This window comes from Massilia glaciei (genome assembly GCF_003011895.2).
GTDB lineage: Bacteria > Pseudomonadota > Gammaproteobacteria > Burkholderiales > Burkholderiaceae_D > Telluria_A > Telluria_A glaciei.
This window is the reverse complement of sequence record NZ_PXWF02000253.1, coordinates 1-19,217: the sequence shown is the minus strand read 5'-3', so window position 1 is coordinate 19,217 and position 19,217 is coordinate 1. Positions and strand designations below refer to the sequence as shown.

General features: G+C 65.3%; 17 protein-coding genes. 16 read left to right on the top strand and 1 reads right to left on the bottom strand.

Annotated elements, in window-relative coordinates; genetic code table 11:
* Positions 1-258 precede the first annotated feature (258 nt).
* The 14 genes from C7C56_RS17515 to C7C56_RS17450 all read left to right on the top strand — a co-directional run bounded on the left by C7C56_RS17515 (position 259) and on the right by C7C56_RS17450 (position 17,771).
* On the top strand, positions 259-2,181 hold the full coding sequence (locus C7C56_RS17515; protein WP_106758656.1) for a PrkA family serine protein kinase: 1,923 nt from the start codon (positions 259-261) through the stop codon (positions 2,179-2,181).
* 319 nt (positions 2,182-2,500) lie between these two features.
* The gene (locus C7C56_RS17510) at positions 2,501-3,769 is read left to right on the top strand and encodes a YeaH/YhbH family protein (protein WP_106758655.1); all 1,269 of its coding nucleotides are present in this window, start codon (positions 2,501-2,503) and stop codon (positions 3,767-3,769) included.
* Positions 3,770-3,803: 34 nt separating this feature from the next.
* Positions 3,804-5,330: a SpoVR family protein gene (locus C7C56_RS17505; protein WP_106758654.1), complete on the top strand. Its 1,527-nt coding sequence runs from the start codon at positions 3,804-3,806 to the stop codon at positions 5,328-5,330.
* An 899-nt stretch (positions 5,331-6,229) separates the two neighbouring features.
* On the top strand, positions 6,230-6,889 hold the full coding sequence (locus C7C56_RS17500) for an energy transducer TonB (protein WP_106758653.1): 660 nt from the start codon (positions 6,230-6,232) through the stop codon (positions 6,887-6,889).
* Between the two features lie 85 nt (positions 6,890-6,974).
* Positions 6,975-7,901 (top strand): MotA/TolQ/ExbB proton channel family protein, encoded by a 927-nt coding sequence (locus C7C56_RS17495; protein WP_219933181.1) that lies wholly within the window; start codon positions 6,975-6,977, stop codon positions 7,899-7,901.
* A 3-nt stretch (positions 7,902-7,904) separates the two neighbouring features.
* On the top strand, positions 7,905-8,333 hold the full coding sequence (locus C7C56_RS17490) for an ExbD/TolR family protein (RefSeq protein WP_106758652.1): 429 nt from the start codon (positions 7,905-7,907) through the stop codon (positions 8,331-8,333).
* A gap of 88 nt (positions 8,334-8,421) precedes the next feature.
* Positions 8,422-8,853 (top strand): ExbD/TolR family protein, encoded by a 432-nt coding sequence (locus C7C56_RS17485; protein ID WP_181373224.1) that lies wholly within the window; start codon positions 8,422-8,424, stop codon positions 8,851-8,853.
* 90 nt (positions 8,854-8,943) lie between these two features.
* A complete protein-coding gene (locus C7C56_RS17480; protein WP_106758650.1) occupies positions 8,944-10,176 on the top strand; it encodes a tetratricopeptide repeat protein in 1,233 nt (410 codons plus the stop codon).
* 204 nt (positions 10,177-10,380) lie between these two features.
* A complete protein-coding gene (locus C7C56_RS17475) occupies positions 10,381-11,352 on the top strand; it encodes a bifunctional riboflavin kinase/FAD synthetase (RefSeq protein ID WP_106758649.1) in 972 nt (323 codons plus the stop codon).
* Between the two features lie 85 nt (positions 11,353-11,437).
* A complete protein-coding gene (ileS, locus tag C7C56_RS17470; protein WP_106758669.1) occupies positions 11,438-14,344 on the top strand; it encodes an isoleucine--tRNA ligase in 2,907 nt (968 codons plus the stop codon).
* A gap of 89 nt (positions 14,345-14,433) precedes the next feature.
* On the top strand, positions 14,434-14,949 hold the full coding sequence (lspA, locus tag C7C56_RS17465; protein ID WP_106758648.1) for a signal peptidase II: 516 nt from the start codon (positions 14,434-14,436) through the stop codon (positions 14,947-14,949).
* Positions 14,950-14,963: 14 nt separating this feature from the next.
* Entirely contained in the window at positions 14,964-16,190 is a 1,227-nt protein-coding gene (coaBC, locus tag C7C56_RS17460) for a bifunctional phosphopantothenoylcysteine decarboxylase/phosphopantothenate--cysteine ligase CoaBC (protein WP_106758647.1), read from the top strand.
* A gap of 28 nt (positions 16,191-16,218) precedes the next feature.
* Positions 16,219-16,668: a dUTP diphosphatase gene (dut, locus tag C7C56_RS17455; RefSeq protein WP_106758646.1), complete on the top strand. Its 450-nt coding sequence runs from the start codon at positions 16,219-16,221 to the stop codon at positions 16,666-16,668.
* A 14-nt stretch (positions 16,669-16,682) separates the two neighbouring features.
* Entirely contained in the window at positions 16,683-17,771 is a 1,089-nt protein-coding gene (locus tag C7C56_RS17450) for a M48 family metallopeptidase (protein ID WP_106758645.1), read from the top strand.
* An 84-nt stretch (positions 17,772-17,855) separates the two neighbouring features.
* Here C7C56_RS17450 and C7C56_RS28955 read toward each other — a convergent pair whose 3' ends face one another.
* A complete protein-coding gene (locus tag C7C56_RS28955) occupies positions 17,856-18,014 on the bottom strand; it encodes a hypothetical protein (RefSeq protein WP_181373223.1) in 159 nt (52 codons plus the stop codon).
* A 130-nt stretch (positions 18,015-18,144) separates the two neighbouring features.
* Between C7C56_RS28955 and C7C56_RS17445 the strand changes: the two genes are divergently transcribed.
* Both C7C56_RS17445 and C7C56_RS17440 read left to right on the top strand, forming a co-directional pair.
* Positions 18,145-18,897 carry a serine hydrolase domain-containing protein gene (locus C7C56_RS17445; RefSeq protein ID WP_181373222.1) on the top strand — a complete coding sequence of 251 codons (753 nt, stop codon included), beginning with the start codon at positions 18,145-18,147 and terminating at the stop codon, positions 18,895-18,897.
* The coding region (locus tag C7C56_RS17440) for a serine hydrolase (RefSeq protein WP_219933180.1) at positions 18,894-19,217 on the top strand (324 nt) is incomplete at its 3' end. The genes C7C56_RS17445 and C7C56_RS17440, both read left to right, overlap by 4 nt.

Below are 19,217 nucleotides of genomic sequence, written 5' to 3'. Positions count from 1 at the left end.
TTGCTTTGACTTCCAGAACTATTAGGCACATAATAAATTTCACAGGCGTAAGCATAGGCCAAGAGCAATAAAAACCACCGGAAAATCCGGAACAATAATAAATGTCGACGGGCGTTTTCCGCCGGTCCGCGCAAGCGGCGCCGGCGGGCGCGGCCGCGATGCAAAACAGGAGTGCGCCAAGACCCGCCTGGGCCAACGGTTCGACAACCGGTTCGATAGCCAGGACAGTGACGTGTAATTACATTAAAGGACATTCAAATGACCATTTTTGACAACTACGCAGCTCGTTACGAGCGTACCCGCGAGGAGGAGTACTCCCTGACCGAGTATCTGGCACTGTGCAAGAAGGACCGGCTGACCTACGCCAGCGCGCCCGAGCGCATGCTCGCCGCGATCGGCGAGCCGATGCTCGTCGACACCCGCAACGACACCCGCCTGTCGCGCATCTTCGCCAACAAGGTCATCAAGATCTACCCCGCCTTCCGCGATTTCTACGGCACCGAGGAGGTCATCGAGCAGGTGGTGTCCTACTTCCGCCACGCGGCCCAGGGACTCGAGGAGCGCAAGCAGATCCTCTACCTGCTCGGCCCGGTCGGCGGCGGCAAGTCGTCGATCGCCGAAAAGCTCAAGCTGCTCATGGAGCAGGTCCCGTTCTATTGCTTGAAAGGCTCGCCGGTCAACGAGTCGCCGCTCGGCCTGTTCAACGAGGACGAGGACGGCGTGATCCTCGAGGAGGACTACGGCATCCCGCGGCGCTACCTGCGCACCATCCCGAGCCCGTGGGCGGTCAAGCGGCTGCACGAGTTCAACGGCGACATCAACCAGTTCCGCGTGGTCAGGCGCTACCCGTCGGTGCTCAAGCAGATCGCGATCTCCAAGACCGAGCCGGGCGACGAGAACAACCAGGACATCTCCTCCCTGGTCGGCAAGGTCGACATCCGCAAGCTCGAGGACTACGCCCAGGACGACCCCGACGCCTACAGCTATTCGGGCGGCCTGTGCCTGGCCAACCAGGGCCTGATGGAGTTCGTCGAGATGTTCAAGGCGCCGATCAAGGTGCTCCATCCGCTGCTCACCGCCACCCAGGAGGGCAACTACAAGGGCACCGAGGGCTTCGGCGCGATCCCGTTCGACGGCATCATCCTGGCCCACTCGAACGAGTCCGAATGGAAGACCTTCCGCAACAACCGCAACAACGAGGCCTTCCTCGACCGCATCTACATCGTCAAGGTGCCGTACTGCCTGCGCGTGACCGACGAGGTCAAGATCTACGACAAGCTGATCCGCAACTCCTCGCTCGAGGCCGCGCCGTGCGCGCCCGGCACCATGAAAATGATGGCCCAGTTCGCCATTTTGTCGCGCCTGAAGGACCCCGATAACTCGTCCATCTTCTCCAAGATGCTCGTCTACGACGGCGAGAACCTCAAGGACACCGACCCTAAGGCCAAGTCGATGCACGAGTACGTCGACTACGCCGGCGTCGACGAGGGCATGAACGGGCTCTCGACGCGCTTCGCGTTCAAGATTTTGTCGAAGGTGTTCAACTTCGACACCACCGAGGTCGCGGCCAACCCGGTGCACCTGCTCTACGTGCTCGAGCAGCAGATCGAGCGCGAGCAGTTCCCGCCCGAGACCGAGCAGCGCTACTTCTCGTATATCAAAGAGCACCTGGCGCAGCGCTACGTCGACTTCATCGGCAAAGAGATCCAGACCGCCTACCTCGAGAGCTATTCCGAGTACGGCCAGAACATCTTCGACCGCTACGTCACGTTCGCCGACTTCTGGATCCAGGACCAGGAGTTCCGCGACCCCGACACGGGCGAGAGCTTCGACCGCGATTCGCTCAACAGCGAGCTCGAAAAAATCGAAAAGCCGGCCGGCATCAGCAACCCCAAGGATTTCCGCAACGAGATCGTCAACTTCGGGCTGCGCGCGCGCGCCACCAACGGCGGCAAGAACCCGGCCTGGACCAGCTACGAGAAATTCCGCACCGTGATCGAGAAGAAGATGTTCTCCAACACCGAGGAGTTGCTGCCCGTGATCTCGTTCAACGCCAAGGCCAGCGCCGAGGACGCCAACAAGCACGCCGACTTCGTCGCGCGCATGGTCGAAAAGGGCTACACCGCCAAGCAGGTGCGCCTGCTGTGCGAATGGTATTTGCGTGTGCGGAAATCGTCATAGGCATCGGCGGCGTATGATCCTAGATTCCCCAGTTGACCGCTCATTGGTTTCGATAAGTACTTGTATTCCATTGATGTTTTCGCATTTAAATGCTTCACCTTTTGGGTGCCTGCGCTACAGGCGCGATTGCACATTTTTCCGGCTTCCTGGCGTTGTTGTTCCTCCTATCAGAATGGAGTCTGCGTCGTCGTCACGCCTAGCCAGAAAGCCGGAAAAACGCACACTCGCGCCTGTCCAACTGGGGAATCTAGGATGATCGAACCGGATCCGGGCCGCGCGCGGCCCGGCCCGCCGCGCTAGTTTGAGCAGGAGGCATGTTTTGACTTACCTCATCGACCGACGCTTGCAGGGCAAGAACAAGTCCGCGGTCAACCGCGAGCGCTTCCTACGGCGTTACAAGAGCCAGATCAAGGAAGCGGTCGGGCGCGCCATCAAGGGGCGCTCGATCACCGACATCGAAAACGGCGAGAAGGTCTCGATCCCCGTCAAGGATGTCAACGAGCCCAATTTCGGCCACGCCCACGGCGGCGTCTGGGAAACCATCAACCCGGGCAACAAGGAGTATCAAAAGGGCGACCAGTTCAACCGGCCCAAGGGCGGCGCCGGCGCCGGCCGCGGCAAGGCCGGCAACACCGACCAGGCCTCCGAGGACGACTTCATCTTCGAGCTCTCGCGCGAAGAATTCATGAACTACTTCTTCGAGGACCTCGAGCTGCCCAACATGGTCAAGACGCAGCTGACCGCGACGACCGAATTCAAGAACCAGCGCGCCGGCTACAACATGTCGGGCACGCCGTCCAACATCCACGTGCTGCGCTCGCTGCGCGGCGCGCTCGGGCGCCGCCTCGCCGTGGGCGGCTCCTCGCGCAAGGCGCTCACCAAGGCCGAGCACGAGCTCGCCGAGCTCGTCATGGCCAGCACCGCGCTCGACGACCCGCGGGTGCTCGAGCTCAAAAAACTGATCCACCACCTGCACACGCGGCTGCTCGCGATCCCGTTCATCGACCCGTTCGACCTGCGCTACAGCAACCGCGTCAAGGTGCCCAAGCCGATGACCCAGGCCGTCATGTTCTGCATCATGGACGTCTCGGGCTCGATGGACGAGAGCCGCAAGGACACCGCCAAGCGCTTCTTCATCCTGCTCTACCTGTTCCTCAAGCGCGCCTACGACAAGATCGACGTCGTCTTCATCCGCCACCACACCGCCGCGGCCGAGGTCGACGAGGAGGAGTTCTTCCATTCGCGCGAGTCGGGCGGCACCGTGGTGTCGTCTGCGCTGCAGCTGCTGACCAAGGTCATCGGCGAGCGCTACGGCAGCGGCGAGTGGAACAGCTACGTGGCGCAGGCCTCCGACGGCGACAACTGGGACAACGACTCGTTGCTGTGCAAGCAGCTCCTGATCAACACCATCCTGCCGGCGGTCCAGTACTACACCTATGTCGAGATCACCGACGGCCCGGCCCAGAACCTGTGGGAGCAGTACGCCGAGGTGGCCGACCACCACCGCCATTTCGCCATGCAAAAAATCGTCACGCCGGCCGACATCTACCCCGTGTTCCGCGAGCTGTTCAAAAAACAGCCGCGCTGACGCGCGGGCCGCCCGGCAACCACGGAGGTTCACCATGCCAAGAGACCCGAAACACCCGCGCGCGCTGCCCGAGCAGTCCGAATGGACGTTCGACCTGATCGAGCACGCGCACGACGAGATCCGCCGCGTCGCCCAACAATTCGGGCTCGACACCTACCCCAACCAGCTCGAGATCATCAGCGCCGAGCAGATGATGGACGCCTACACCTCGGTCGGCATGCCGGTCTCCTACCACCACTGGTCGTTCGGCAAGCACTTCCTGTCGACCGAAAAAAGCTACAAGCGCGGCCAGATGGGGCTCGCCTACGAGATCGTCATCAACTCCAACCCGTGCATCGCCTACCTCATGGAGGAGAACAGCCTGACCATGCAGGCGCTGGTGATCGCGCACGCGGCCTACGGCCACAACTCCTTCTTCAAGGGGAACTACCTGTTCCGCACCTGGACCGACGCCGACGCCATCGTCGACTACATGGTGTTCGCCAAAAACTTCATCGCCGAGTGCGAGCAGCGCCACGGCATCGACGCGGTCGAGCTGCTGCTCGACTCCTGCCACGCGCTGCAGAACTACGGGGTCGACCGCTACAAGCGCCCGGCCAAACTGTCGCTGGCGCAGGAGGACGCGCGCCAGAAGGAGCGCGAGGAGTACGCCCAGTCGCAGGTCAACGCGCTGTGGCGCACGGTGCCGCGGCGCGACGAGGCCGAGGCCGACGTGGTGGCGCCGCGCTTCCCACCCGAGCCCGAGGAAAACCTGCTCTACTTCATCGAGAAATACGCGCCCCTGCTCGAGCCCTGGCAGCGCGAGCTGGTGCGCATCACGCGCAAGATCAGCCAGTACTTCTACCCGCAGCGCCAGACCCAGGTCATGAACGAGGGCTGGGCCACGTTCTGGCACTACACGATCCTGCAGGAGCTCTACAGCGAGGGCGTGGTCGGCGACGGCTTCATGATGGAGTTTTTGCAAAGCCACACCAACGTGGTCTACCAGCCGCCCGCGACCAGCGCGCACTACAACGGGATCAACCCGTACGCGCTCGGCTTCGCCATGATGACCGACATCCGCCGCATCTGCGAGCACCCCACGCCAGAAGACCGCGAGTGGTTCCCGGCCATCGCCGGCACCGACTGGCGCGCCGCGCTCGACTTCGCGATGCGCAACTTCAAGGACGAGAGCTTCATCGCCCAGTACCTCTCGCCCAAGCTGATCCGCGACTTCCATTTCTTCGCCGTGCTCGACGACGACAACAACGACAAGCTCGAGATCTCCGCCATCCACGACGAGCGCGGCTACCGCTACGTGCGCAACCGCCTCGCCGAGCAGTACAACCTGGGCAACCGCGAACCGAACATCCAAGTCTGGCAGGTCAACACCCGCGACGACCGCGCGCTGACGCTGCGCCACAGCCAGTTCCAGCGCCGCCCGCTCAACCAGCACGCGCAGGAGGTGCTCAAGCACGTGGCGCGCCTGTGGGGCTTCGACGTCCACCTCGACACGGTCGACCCCGACGGCAGCATCGTCAGCGGCCTCGAGTGCAAGCGCGAAAAGCGCAGCCGCAGCTAGGAGGCTGTCGGACTTAGGGAGTCGAAGCGAAAAAAGTGCCGGGCGAGGACAGATTTTGGCGATTTCGCAGTGCCAATAGCGAGCTATTGGCCGAGAAAGCGGCGAAATATGGACCGTCCGACACTTTTTGCAGCCGACGATCCTAAGTCCGACAGCCTCCTAGTTCGCCTTCCGGCGCCGCCGCCCCCCCCGCCCGGCCCGACCCGCCCTGCCGCAGCGCAGCAGCGCGGCGCCGGGCCCGCCCCACCCCGCCGCAGCCGGGCCGCAGCGCGCGCCGCCCACCTTCCGCGGGCCCTGGAATGCTGCGACGCAGCATGAACTTACACGACAATACCCCCAATTTAGGTGAACAGCATCGCAATAAAGTATGCTAATGTAGATCCTGTACCGGTCAACGCGACAGCAAGCCTGTTTTACGTGCGCCGCCCCCCCCCGCCCCGCCGCCGGCACTCCCTCCGGCGGCGCGCTTGCCACCCGCTGGCAAGCGCCAAAGGGACCCGTTCCAACCCGGGTGGCGGGCACAGCTTTCAACCGGACGCCATCAGTTCCGGTAACTGGTTATAGTTGGCAGCACATAGCAATTGCATAATGAATTGCCAATCATGAATCCAGTGTCCGCGGCGCTCGCGCTCCCGCGCCTCATTCGGAAGACAGAGTGGAAGCAGTAAATTGCGCCGGGGTTTTGGCGCAATCCGTGACACCGCGGTCCGCCCCACAAACACGGGACCGGCGTCCCGTCATACGCGCCCGAACCGACCCGGTTTGGGCGTGCAAAAATGTATTTTGGAAATAGAAGTTCGTATGTATAATTCGCCGATGTCCCGGATGCGGCCAGTTTTTTTCGCCGCATTCAGTGGGTTTAGTAGCAACAAGAGAAGCTGGTATTGGAGAAAGCAGGCATGAATTTTTCACATGAGAAGAACACCGGGAAGAATTTCACTGGCATCGCCGTCGTCATCGTCCTTCACCTGTTCGTGGGTTGGGCGGCGGTATCGGGCCTGGGAACCCGCGTGGTCGCTAAAATGGCCGAGGTGGTAGAAACCCAAATCATCGAAGAGGCCAAGCCGCTTCCACCACCGGATGTGCCGCCACCGCCACCGCCGCCCGAAATGAAGGCCCCGCCGCCTCCGTTCGTGCCGCCGGTCGAAGTGAACGTGCAACAACCTCCGCCACCGAGCCAGATGGCAGCCGTGACCAACGTCAAGCCGGCCACGACCGAACTGATCCGGGCGTTGCCACAGCCGTCCGCGCCGCCGACCACCACGCCGGCCAAGTCGGTGACGGTCGCGGCGGTTGCCGATTTCAACACTTGCGCGAAGCCTGAATATCCAAAGGCCTCGATGCGCAACGAAGAAACCGGCACCGTGACCCTAAGCTTCCTGATCGGCACCGATGGACGCGTGATGGATCAGAAGGTCACCAAGTCGAGCGGCTCGCGCGATCTCGACAAGGCGGCGGTCAACGGCATCAGCAAGTGCCGGTTCAAGCCGGGCATGGTCGATGGCGTGCCGACACAAAATTGGATGCAAATGCAGTATGTCTGGACGCTGGAGAATTAAGACCGGGCTTCACACGGTCTCACCTTTGTGTATTTCGTTGTCATTATTTTCAGCGAACTGATTATTTTATAATTTTGGAGGAAGCATGTTTAAGAATACCCGTTTGTCCGCTATCCTGGCGGCTGCCCTGTTCTCGGCCACCGCAGTCGCATTCGCCGACGCACCGGCCCCGGCCCCGGCCGCAGCGCCCGCAACCGAAGCAGCAGCACCTGTCGACGCAGCACCGGTCGACGCGGCCGCACCAGTGGCAGCAGAAACCCCGGCAATCGAGCCTGAAGCCCCGGCCGCGGCAGCCGGCGCGACCGAAGAAGTCCACAACCCGTTCAGCATCCAGTCGGCCTGGACCGACGGCGACGGCGTCACCAAGGGCACCTTCGTGATCCTGATCCTGATGTCGATCGGTTCGTGGTACATCCTGGTCACCAAGCTGATCGACCAGATGAAGATCATGAAGCAATCGAAGGAAGCTTCGGCCAAGTTCTGGAAGGCCCCTTCGATCGCGGCCGGTTCGGCGACCCTGAAAGACGGTTCGCCATTCCGCTACATCGCCGAGACCGGCACCAAGGCCACCGTGCACCACGACGGCGCCCTGCTCGAGCAGATCGACCTGTCGACCTGGGTGACGATGCAGATCCAGCGCGCAGTTGAGAAAGTGCAATCGCGTCTGCAAGATGGCCTGTCGTTCCTGGCAACCGTCGGTTCGACCGCGCCGTTCATCGGTCTGTTCGGTACCGTTTGGGGCATCTACCACGCACTGACCAACATCGGCATGACCGGTAACGCATCGATCGACAAGGTCGCCGGCCCGGTCGGCGAGGCGCTGATCATGACCGCCTTCGGCCTGTTCGTCGCCGTTCCTGCCGTTCTGGGTTACAACTGGTTGGTCCGTCGTAACAAGTCCGCGATGGAAGACATCCGCTCGTTCAGCGCCGACGTCCACTCGGTTCTGATCTCCGGCGCGATGTCGACCAGCGAAGCTGGCCGCGCTGCCGGCGCTAAAAAGATTGGATAAATCATGTCGATGAGCATCGGCTCCGAAAGCGGAGATGAAGATGTAGTGATCTCAGAAATTAACACGACGCCGCTCGTCGACATCATGTTGGTTCTGCTCATCATCTTCTTGATCACGAGCCCGGTAGTTCTGAAGCTGCAAAAGATCGCGTTGCCGACAGAAACTAACCAGCTACTGAAAACGAAACCTGACAATGTCAACATCGTTGTGAACAAAGATGGCGACATGTACTGGAACGCGAAACGCCTTGACAACACCGACGAGCTGTTTGAATTCCTCAAGAAGGAAGCTGTCAAGTTGCCACAGCCGGAAGTGCACATTCGTGGCGACCAGGAAACACGCTACGAGTTCGTCGGCAAGGTGATTTACACGGCCCAACGTGCTGGGATTCAGAAGGTGGGCTTCATCACGGAACCGCCCGACAAAGGCTGAACCAGGTAAAGCCGCCGCTTGCGCAGCGCCCGTGGCACCTGACGGGAAACGGGACTGCGCAAGTCCCAACATTTGAGAAGGAAACACCATGAGTATGAATGTCGGCAGTTCCGGTCCAGCCAACGCGGATCCACAACCGATGATGGAAATGAACATGACACCCTTGATCGACGTTATGTTGGTCCTGATCATCATGTTGATTATCACGATTCCGAAACAAAATCACTCGGTCAATCTGAACCTTCCGGTCGGCAAGCCGCCCGAAATGGTGACGCCGCCGGTGATCGTGACGATCGACGTCGACTTCGACGGCACCATCCTGTGGGACAATGTGATCGTCCCGAACCGCGCCGAGCTCGAAGCCAAGCTCAGCAACGTCGCGGCGATGGCAGACCAGCCTGAAGTGCATTTGCGTCCGAATAAGTTAGTGTCTTACAAGTACGTGGCCGGCGTCATGGCAACCGCCCAGCGCCTCCGGGTGACCAAGATTGGCATGGTCGGCAACGAACAATTCCAGTAAGCGCTTTTTTGTGTGAGGAACACGGCAGGCAATCCCTGCCGAGACGCGGCAGGGACTCCCTGCCGTGTCCTTTTGATTGAAAGATTTCATATGATCAAGTTACGACTCGCTCAACTCGGCCTCGCGATGGCCGCCATTGGATTCACCGCAACAATCGGCCTGTCGAGCGCCCAAGCCGCCGACGTCCGCCGCGAAATCGGCGTGCCGCTGCAAGCGGCGCAGGCGCTCATGAAAGCCGGTAAAAACAGAGAGGCGCTGGCCGAAGTCAACAAGGCCGCCCGCGCCGGCAACAAGACTCCCAACGAAACCTACCTGATCGAGCGCGTGCGCGCCGCCGCCGCCTCCGGCGCGGGCGACAACCTCGCCGCCGCCGACGCCTTCGAATACCTGATCAACTCGGGCAAACTGTCTGCGGCCGAAAGCGCGCGCTTCTCCGAAGGCCTGGTCGGCATCTACATGCGCGCGCGCGACTTCCCGCGCGCCAACGCCGCGATCCAAAAATCGCTGCGGCAGAACAACGATCCGAAGATGCGCGCCTACCTCATCCAGAACTACTACTCGATGGGCAATTACGGCCAGGCCACCAAGGACCTCAAGGAGCAGATGAACGCCGACGCCAAGGCCGGCCGCGCGCCGTCCGAGGACAGCCTGCAGATGCTCGCCAACCTGAACCTCAAGAGCGGCGACAAGGCCGGCTACGTCAACACGATCGAAAAACTGGCGACCTACTACCCGAAGGCGAGCTACTGGACCGACCTGCTCAACCGCGTTTCGAGCAAGCCCGGCTTCTCGAACCGCCTCTCGGTCGACGTCTACCGCATCAAGTTCGTCAACAACCTGATCAAAAAGCCGTCGGACTTCATGGAGATGGCGCAGCTGGTGCTGCAGGCCGGCGCCCCGGCCGAGGCGATCAAGGTCATGGACCGCGGCTACAAAGAGGGTGTGCTCGGCGTCGGCGCCGAGGCGGCGCGCCACCAGCGCCTCAAGGACCTGGCGGCCAAGAACATCGCCGAGACCGACAAGACCCTGGCCGCGACCGAGGCGGGCTTGATCAAGGTCAAGGACCACGACGGCCTGGCGGCCCTCGGCTATGGCCTGGTCCAGGCCGGCAAGACCGAGCGCGGCCTGAAGATGATGAACGACGCGATCGCCAGCGACGCGCTGCGCCGTCCCGACGACGCCAAGCTGCACCTCGGACAGGCCTACGCCGCCGCCGGCAAGAAGGCCCAGGCGATCGCCGCCTTCAAGACGGTGACAGGCGCCGACGGCACCAAGGACCTGGCGCGCTTCAACATCATGGCGCTCAACCGCCCGATGAACTAAACCCGGCCGGCGCCCGCGCCGCCCCAAAAAGCGCCGCCTGCTTCCCGCAGGCGGCGCTTTTTCTTTGCCGCGCCCGATTCAATGCGCGCTGAATAGGGCGCCGCCCGGCGCCGGGGCTGTGCAAGGGGCAACTTGACCGTATAATCATCCATTTGGCACGGTTTTCGTGCGGCGTCACACACCAGCTTGACGATTTTGGAACCTATGAAGGTATTTCGCGGACTTCCCAACGACCGGGCGCGCGCGCCGTGCGCGCTAACGATCGGCAATTTTGACGGCGTCCACCTCGGCCACCAGGCCCTGCTCGCGCGCGTGCGCGGCGCCGCCGACGCGCTCGGCCTCGAGGCGGAGGTGATGACGTTCGAGCCCCATCCGCGCGAGTTCTTCGCCGAGCGCGCGGGCCAGCCGTCGCGGGCGCCGACCCGCATCGCCAACCTGCGCGACAAGCTCGGCTCGCTCGCCGCGGCCGGCATCGACCGCGTCATCGTCGAGCATTTCAACGCCCATTTCGCCGCCATGCCGCCCGCCGAATTCACCTCCCGCGTGCTGGCCGAGGGCCTGCACGTCAAGTGGCTCATGGTCGGCGCCGACTTCAGCTACGGCGCCGGGCGCGCGGGCAACGTCGCCACGCTGGCCGAGGCCGGCGCGCGCCACGGCTTCGCCGTCGAGACGCTGCCGGCGGTGCTGCACGGCGGGGAGCGGATCTCCTCGTCGGCGGTGCGCGCCGCGCTCGCGCAGGGCGACTTCGACCGGGTCCACGCGCTGCTGGGCCACCCGTACGCGATATCGGGCCACGTGATCCACGGCGCCAAGCTCGGACGCACGCTCGGCTTTCCGACCCTGAACCTGCGCGTGGCGCACCGCCCGGCGCTGTCCGGGGTGTTCGTGGTGCGGGTGCACGGGCTGGGCCCGCGGGCGCTGCCGGCCGTCGCCAGCCTCGGGGTGCGCCCCACCGTCGACGACAGCGGCCGCGTGCTGCTCGAGGTGCACCTGTTCGACTACGACCGGCCGTGCTACGGCAAGCTGGTGGGCGTCGAATTCCTCGAGAAAATCCGCGACGAGGAAAAATACACGGGCCTGGCGGACCTGACGGCGGCCATCGCCGCCGACGCCGGCCATGCGCGCGCCTACTTCGCGCAGCGCGCCGGCGCCCTGACCGCGCTGGACCGAATTTGACGCCGCCCAGACCAACGCCGGCCGGCCGCGCCAAGCGCGCCGCCCGGCCCAACCAGACAACCGCCATTCACACTTGAAGAAAAACATGTCCGACAAAACCCCAGAGAGCAGCACCCCCGCGCCCGCCCCGGCCCCGAAGGGCCCCAAGAAGGCCGCCAGCAAATACCCGGTCAACATGACCGACACGCCGTTCCCGATGCGCGGCGACCTCGCCCGGCGCGAGCCGGGCTGGGTCCAGCAATGGCAGGACAAGAAGGTCTACGAGCGCGTGCGCAAGGCCTGCGCCGGGCGCCCCAAATTCATCCTGCACGACGGCCCGCCGTACGCCAACGGCGACATCCACCTCGGCCACGCGGTCAACAAGATCCTCAAGGACATGGTCGTCAAGTCGCGCACCATGGCCGGCTTCGACGCGCCGTACGTGCCGGGCTGGGATTGCCACGGCATGCCGATCGAGATCCAGATCGAAAAACTGCACGGCAAGGGCTTGCCCACGGCCGACGTGCTCACCCGCGCGCGCGCCTACGCCAACGCCCAGGTCGAGCGCCAGAAGAAGGACTTCATCCGCCTCGGCGTGCTCGGCGAGTGGGACAACCCCTACCTGACCATGGCCTTCGGCAACGAGGCCGACGAGCTGCGCGCGCTCGGCACCATGCTCGACAAGGGCTACGTCTACCGCGGCCTGAAACCGGTGAACTGGTGCTTCGACTGCGGCTCGGCGCTGGCCGAGGCCGAGGTCGAATACCAGGACAAGCGCGACCCGGCCATCGACGTCGGCTTCGCCTTCGCCGAACACGCCAAACTGGCCGCCGCCTTCGGCCTGCCGGCGCTGCCGGCCGGCGACGGCTTCATCGCGATCTGGACCACCACCCCTTGGACCATCCCGTCGAACCAGGCGCTCAACGTCCATCCCGAGATCGAGTACGCGCTGGTGCAAACCAGCCGCGACGGCGCCCCGCTGATGCTGGTGCTGGCGGCGGACCTGGTCGCGTCGTGCCTGGCGCGCTACAAGCTAGAGGGCGCGGTCGTGGCCACCTGCGCCGGCGCCGCGCTCGAGGGCATCGGCTTCCGCCATCCGCTGCACGCGGCCGACGCCTTCTTCGACCGCCTCTCGCCGATGTACCTGGCCGACTACGTGACCACCGAAACCGGCACCGGCGTGGTCCACTCGGCCCCGGCCTACGGCCTCGACGACTTCATCTCGTGCAAGGAGCACGGCATGCGCGACGACGAGATGCTCACGCCGGTGATGGGCGACGGCCGCTTCGCCTCGACCCTGCCGCTGTTCGGCGGCATGACGATCTGGGAGGCGTCCAAGCCGATCTGCGCGGCCCTCACCGCCGCCGGCGCGCTGTTCGAGGTCAAGATGTTCGACCACAGCTACATGCACTGCTGGCGCCATAAAACCCCGATCGTCTACCGCGCGACCTCGCAATGGTTCGCCGGCATGGACCTCGTCCCCAAGGACGGCGGCAAGACGCTGCGCCAGGCCGCCCTCGACGGCATCGCCGAAACGCGCTTCTTCCCCGACTGGGGCCAGGCGCGCCTGCACGGGATGATCGCCAACCGTCCCGACTGGACCCTGTCGCGCCAGCGCCAATGGGGCGTGCCGATGGCCTTCTTCATCCACAAGGAGACCGGCGCGCTGCATCCGCGCACCCCTGAACTGCTCGAGCAGGTCGCCAAGCTGATCGAACAGAAAGGCATCGACGCCTGGCTCGCCATCGAGCCGGCCGACCTGCTCGGCGACGACGCCGCCATGTACATCAAGAACAAGGACACGCTCGACGTCTGGTTCGACTCCGGCACCACCCACCAGACGGTGCTGCGCGGCTCGCACGCCGGGCAGTCGGCGTTCCCGGCCGACCTCTACCTCGAGGGCTCGGACCAGCACCGCGGCTGGTTCCATTCGTCGCTGCTGACGTCGTCGATGCTCAACGGCCGGGCGCCGTACAAGGCCCTGCTCACGCACGGCTTCACGGTCGACGCCGAAGGCAAGAAGATGTCCAAGTCGCTCCAGAACACGCTGGCGCCGCAGAAAATCTACGACACGCTCGGCGCCGACATCCTGCGCCTGTGGGTCGCCTCGACCGACTACACGGGCGAGTTGTCAATCTCCGACGAGATCCTCAAGCGCGTGACCGAGTCGTACCGGCGCATCCGCAACACGCTGCGCTTCCTGCTGGCCAACACCTCGGACTTCGACCCGGCGCAGCACGCGGTGCCGGTCGCCGCGATGGTCGAGATCGACCGCTACGCGATCGCCGGCATGGCCGCGCTGCAGGCCGACATCCTGGCCCACTACGAGAACTACGAGTTCCATCCCGTGATCTCGAAGCTGCAGAACTACTGCTCGGAGGACCTGGGCGGCTTCTACCTCGACGTCATCAAGGACCGCCTGTACACCTGCGCGCCGGACTCGCCGGAGCGCCGCTCGGCCCAGAGCGCCCTGTGGCACCTGGCCCAAAGCCTGCTGCGCCTGATGGCGCCGACGCTCTCGTTCACGGCCGAGGAGGCGTGGGCGGTGTTCGCCACGCAGGCGGCCTACCAGGACAGCGCCGAGACCATCTTCACCCAGACCTACTGGGAGCTGCCGCAGGTGGCCGACGGCGCGGCGGTGCTCGACAAGTTCAACGCCCTGCGCGCGGTGCGCGCCGACGTCACCAAGCAGCTCGAGGAGTTGCGCGCCTCTGGCGCGATCGGCTCGTCGCTGCAGGCCGAGATCACGTTCAAGGCGGCCGCCGCCAAGTTCGCGCTGCTCGCCAGCCTCGACGACGAACTGCGCTTCGTGTTCATCACCTCGCAGGCCAGGGCGCTCGAAGTGGCGTCCGAGACCGAGGAGTCGGTCGAGGTGTCCGCCTCGGCCGCGCCCAAGTGCGAGCGTTGCTGGCACTACCGGGCCGACGTCGGAAGCCACGCCGGACACGCGGGCCTGTGCGGGCGCTGCGTGAGCAACCTGTTCGGCGGCGGCGAACGGCGCGCCTTCGCCTAGGCTCCCGCTGCCCGCTGCCCGTTGGCGCCCCGGCGCCCCACCGCCATGCCCGACCCGGGCATGGCGGCCATCCACCTGACACCACAACCATGGCCACCACTAAAAAACTCTTTTCGACGTCCCGCCCAACATCGGGCGCCAGCATGCTGCCCTGGCTCGGCATCGCCGCCATCGTCATCCTGGCCGACCAGCTCACCAAAATCGTCATCACCAAGCTGTTCGTGCACTACGAAACGATGCCGGTGACCTCGTTCTTCAACCTGGTGCTGGTGTATAACCCGGGCGCCGCCTTCAGCTTCCTGGGCAACGCCGGCGGCTGGCAGCGCTGGTTCTTCACCGCCATCGGCGTCGTGGCCGTCGCCGTGATGCTCCAGATGCTGCGCAAAAATCCCGCCCAGCGCCTGTTCTGCTGGTCGCTGTCGCTGATCATGGGCGGCGCCATCGGCAACGTGATCGACCGCATCGCCTACGGCCACGTGATCGACTTCCTCGACTTCCACTACGCCGGCATCCACTTCCCGGCCTTCAACGTGGCCGACAGCGCCATCTGCGTCGGCGTGGCCCTGTTCGTGATCGACGAGCTGCGCCGGGTCAACAAGAGCTGAACCAAGGAGTTGCGATGCCGCTTGACCTCAAGGATAAGAAAATCGTGCTCGGCCTGTCGGGCGGCGTGGCCTGCTACAAGTCGGCCGAATTGTGCCGCGCGTTGGTCAGGCAGGGCGCCTCGGTGCAGGTCGTCATGACCGACGCCGCGACCCACTTCATCACCGCCGTGACGATGCAGGCGCTCTCGGGCCACACGGTCCACACCGACCAGTGGGATCCGCGCGTGGCCAACAACATGGCCCACATCGACCTCACCCGCGGCGCCGACGCCATTTTGATCGCGCCCTGCTCGGCCGACTTCATCTACAAGCTCGCGCACGGCGTGTGCGACGACCTGCTCTCGACGCTGTGCCTGGCGCGCCCGCGCCGGCTGCCGCTGCTGGTGGCGCCGGCCATGAACGTCGAGATGTGGGACAACCCGGCCACCGCGCGCAACGTGGCCCGGCTGCGCGAGGACGGCGTGACCATCCTCGGCCCGGGGGCCGGGGACCAGGCCTGCGGCGAGACCGGCCTGGGCCGCATGCTCGAGGCCGCCGAGCTGCTCGACGAGCTGGTCGCCTCGTTCCAGCCCAAGTCGCTGGCCGGGCGGCGCGTCCTGATCACGGCCGGCCCCACCTTCGAGCCGATCGACCCGGTGCGCGGCATCACCAACCTGTCCTCGGGCAAGATGGGCTACGCGGTCGCGCGCGCGGCGCGCGAGGCCGGCGCCGAGGTGCTGCTGGTGTCGGGGCCGACCGCGCTGCCGGCCCCGCACGGGGTGCGCCGCATCGACGTCCAGAGCGCGCGCCAGATGCTCGACGCCGTCATGGCCAACCTCAAGGGCCAGCACGTGTTCATCGGCGTGGCCGCCGTGGCCGACTGGCGCGTGGCCAACGCCAGCGAACAGAAAATGAAAAAAACCGAGGGCGGGGCCCCGCCGGTGCTCGAGTTCGCACAGAACGAGGACATCCTCGCCACCGTCGCCGCCACCACCTCGGTGTCGGGCTGGCCGTACTGCGTTGGCTTCGCCGCCGAATCGGAGAACCTGCTCGGCTACGGCGCCGGCAAGCGCGAGAAAAAGGGCATCCCCTTGTTGGTGGGCAATATCGGCCACCACACCTTCGGGCAGGATGACAACACGATCATCCTGTTCGACGAGCACGGCCACACCGTGCTGCCGCGCGCCGACAAGCTGACGCTGGCGCGCCAGCTGGTCTTGGAGATCGCGAAGCGGATCGAACACAGCGCGCTGCTGAGTTGAATTTTTTTACCAGGAACAAGATCGGAACATGAAAAGCATCGACATCAAAATCCTCGACCCGCGCATGAAGGACCTGCTCCCGGCCTACGCCACCCCCGGCAGCGCCGGGCTCGACCTGCGCGCCTGCATCGACGCCGCCATCACCATCGAGGCCGGCGCCACCGTGTTGATCCCGACCGGGCTGGCGATCCACGTGGCCGACCCGGGCTACGCGGCCATGATCCTGCCGCGCAGCGGCATGGGCCACAAGAACGGCATCGTGCTCGGCAATCTGGTAGGCTTGATCGACTCCGACTACCAGGGCCAGTTGATGGTGTCGACCTGGAACCGCGGCCAAAGCGCGTTCACGCTGGCGCCGATGGAACGCCTGGCCCAGCTCATCATCGTCCCCGTCGTCCAGGTCGGCTTCAACATCGTCGACGAGTTCGACACGAGCGAACGCGGTGCGGCCGGCTTCGGCAGCACCGGCAAACAATAAAACCAAGGAATTCTATGACCCGTTTCAATGGTCTGCGCCCGGCTGTGCTGGGCTTGTCGATGGCGATGGCGCTGTCGGCCTGCGTGAGCCCGACCCAGACGCACAACGCGCCCGCGGCCGGCGCCACCCCGGCGGCCACGCCCGATGTCGCCTCGCCGATCACCCCGCGCGTGGCGGCCGCCGCCGACGTGCTCAACAAAATGGCGGCGCTGCAGGACCGGCTGTACCGGGTCGCGGCGCCCTTGCTGATCCAAAACGCCGACCTGTGCAAGGACAAGGCGCGCAACCTGCTCGGCTTCACGGCCAAGAACCGCCATTCGTATCCGGGCGAATACAACGAGGCGGCCCACCTCGTGCTCGGCATGGGCGAGCGGCTGCAGGTGACAGGCGTGCTGGCCGGCAGCGGCGCCTCGCGCGCCGGGCTCGAGCGCGGCGACCGCCTGCTCTCGGCCGGCGGCAAGCCGCTGCCGGTCGGACGCAACGCCTCGACCATGGCCGGCGCCGTGTTCGGCCCGCTCGTGCGCAAGCAGGCGAGCCTGCCGATGGTCGTCGAGCGCGACGGCGGCAACCGCCAGCTCGACATCCCCGTCACGCGCGCCTGCGGCTTCGCGGTCGAACTGGGCAACGCCGACAACGTCAACTCGTACGCCGACGGCGCGCGCGTGATGGTCACGCGCGGCATGATGCAGTTCGCCCGCACCGACCGCGAACTGGCCTATGTGATGGCCAAGGCGATCGCCCACAACATGCTCGGCCACGTCAACGTGCAGCGCAACGCCGGCACCATCGGAAGCATGATCGACAACCTCATGAATGTGCGGCCCGACCAGTCGCTGCTGATCGGCAGTGGCGGCATCCGCGCCACCCCGCCCGAGCTCGACGCGGCCGCCGACAGCCTGAGCCTGTACCTGCTCGCGCGCGCCGGCTACGACATCGAGCCGGTCGACGAGTTCTGGAAAAAGCTCGCGGCGGCGCATCCGGCCACGGTCCTCAACGGCTACGTGGCGAACCACCCCGGCACCGCCGCGCGGCTGGCCGCGATCCAAAAAACCGGCGCCGAGATCCGCGCCAAGCAATCGTCCAAGCGCGCGCTCGTGCCCTGATCGCATAGTGGCGGGGCGCCGGTTGGGCGTCCCGCCCTCTGGACAGTGTGCGGCGGGGCGCCGCCCGGGCGCCCCGCCGTTCGTTCAAAACCTCGGGAAATACGTTCCCATCACATACGTCAGCACCCCGCAGACCACCACCGCCGCCCCCAGCACCAGCAGCAGGCGCCCGAATTTTGGCGTGCCGTCATCGCCGCCGCCGCCGTTCTTTTCCTGTTTCTCCTGCGTGTCCTGCTTGTCCATGTCCCCGCCCCTTCGTTTGCGAGCCCACAGTATAGGCGATCGCGGAACAGCAAAAAAATTAGTAACCCATCGGTTTCACGGTGTAACTCATGTGTTACACTATTTCCACAATGACACCATGGAGAAACGCATGAAACTGTTTTTCGCTTGCACCCTGCTCGCCACCGCCGCCGCGCACGCGGGCGCGGCCCGCCCGCTCGAAGCCGAATTGGCGCGCATGGCCGGCGCCCGCGTGGCCGGCGGCGTCGTGCCCGGCCTCGTCATCGGCACCATCATCGGCAAGGAGCGGCGGGTGTCGGCCTTCGGCGTGGTCTCGCGCGTGGCGCCGCGCGCGCCCGACGCCGACACGGTCTACGAGATCGGCTCGGTCAGCAAAACCTTCACCGCGCTGCTGCTGGCCGACGCCGTCGCGCGCGGCGAGGTCAAGCTCGACGACCCGGTCGGCGCCCTGCTGCCCGGCTACGCCATCCCGCGCCACCAGGGCCGCGCGATCTCCCTGCTCGACCTCGCGACCCAGACCTCGGCGCTGCCGCGCCTGCCCCTGAACCTGATGCCGAAGCGGGCCGACAATCCCTACGCCGACTACGCCGAGGCCGACCTCAAGACCTTCCTGGCCGGCTACGCGCTGCCGCGCGCGCCGGGCGCGCGGTACGAATACTCGAATCTGGGCTACGGCCTGCTCGGCCAGGCGCTGGCGGCGCAGGCGGGCAAGCCGTACGCGGAGCTGGTGCGCCAGCGCATCGGCGCGCCGCTCGGGATGCACTCGACGGGCGTCGCCCTGACCCCTGCGATGCGGGCGCAACTGGCGCCGGGCCACGGCGCGCGCGGCCAGCAGGTCTCCAATTGGGACTTCCCGGCGCCGGCGCGCTGCGCTCGAACATGAACGACATGCTGGCCTATCTGCGGGCGCACATGCTGGCCGGGCCGGATGCGGCGGGCACGCCGCGCGGCCTGCACGCGGTGCGCCTGGCCCAACGCGACAGCGGCATGCCCGGCCTCGCGATCGGACTCGCGTGGCACCTGCAGGACGTGCGCGGACGGCCGGTGGTCTGGCACAACGGCATGACGGGCGGCTACGCCAGCTTCATCGGCTTCACGGCCGACGGCGAACGCGGCGTGGTGGTGCTGGCCAACGTCAGCGTCAGCGTCGACGACATCGGCATGAACGCGCTGGTGCCGCCGGCGCCGGCGCCGGCCAGCGCC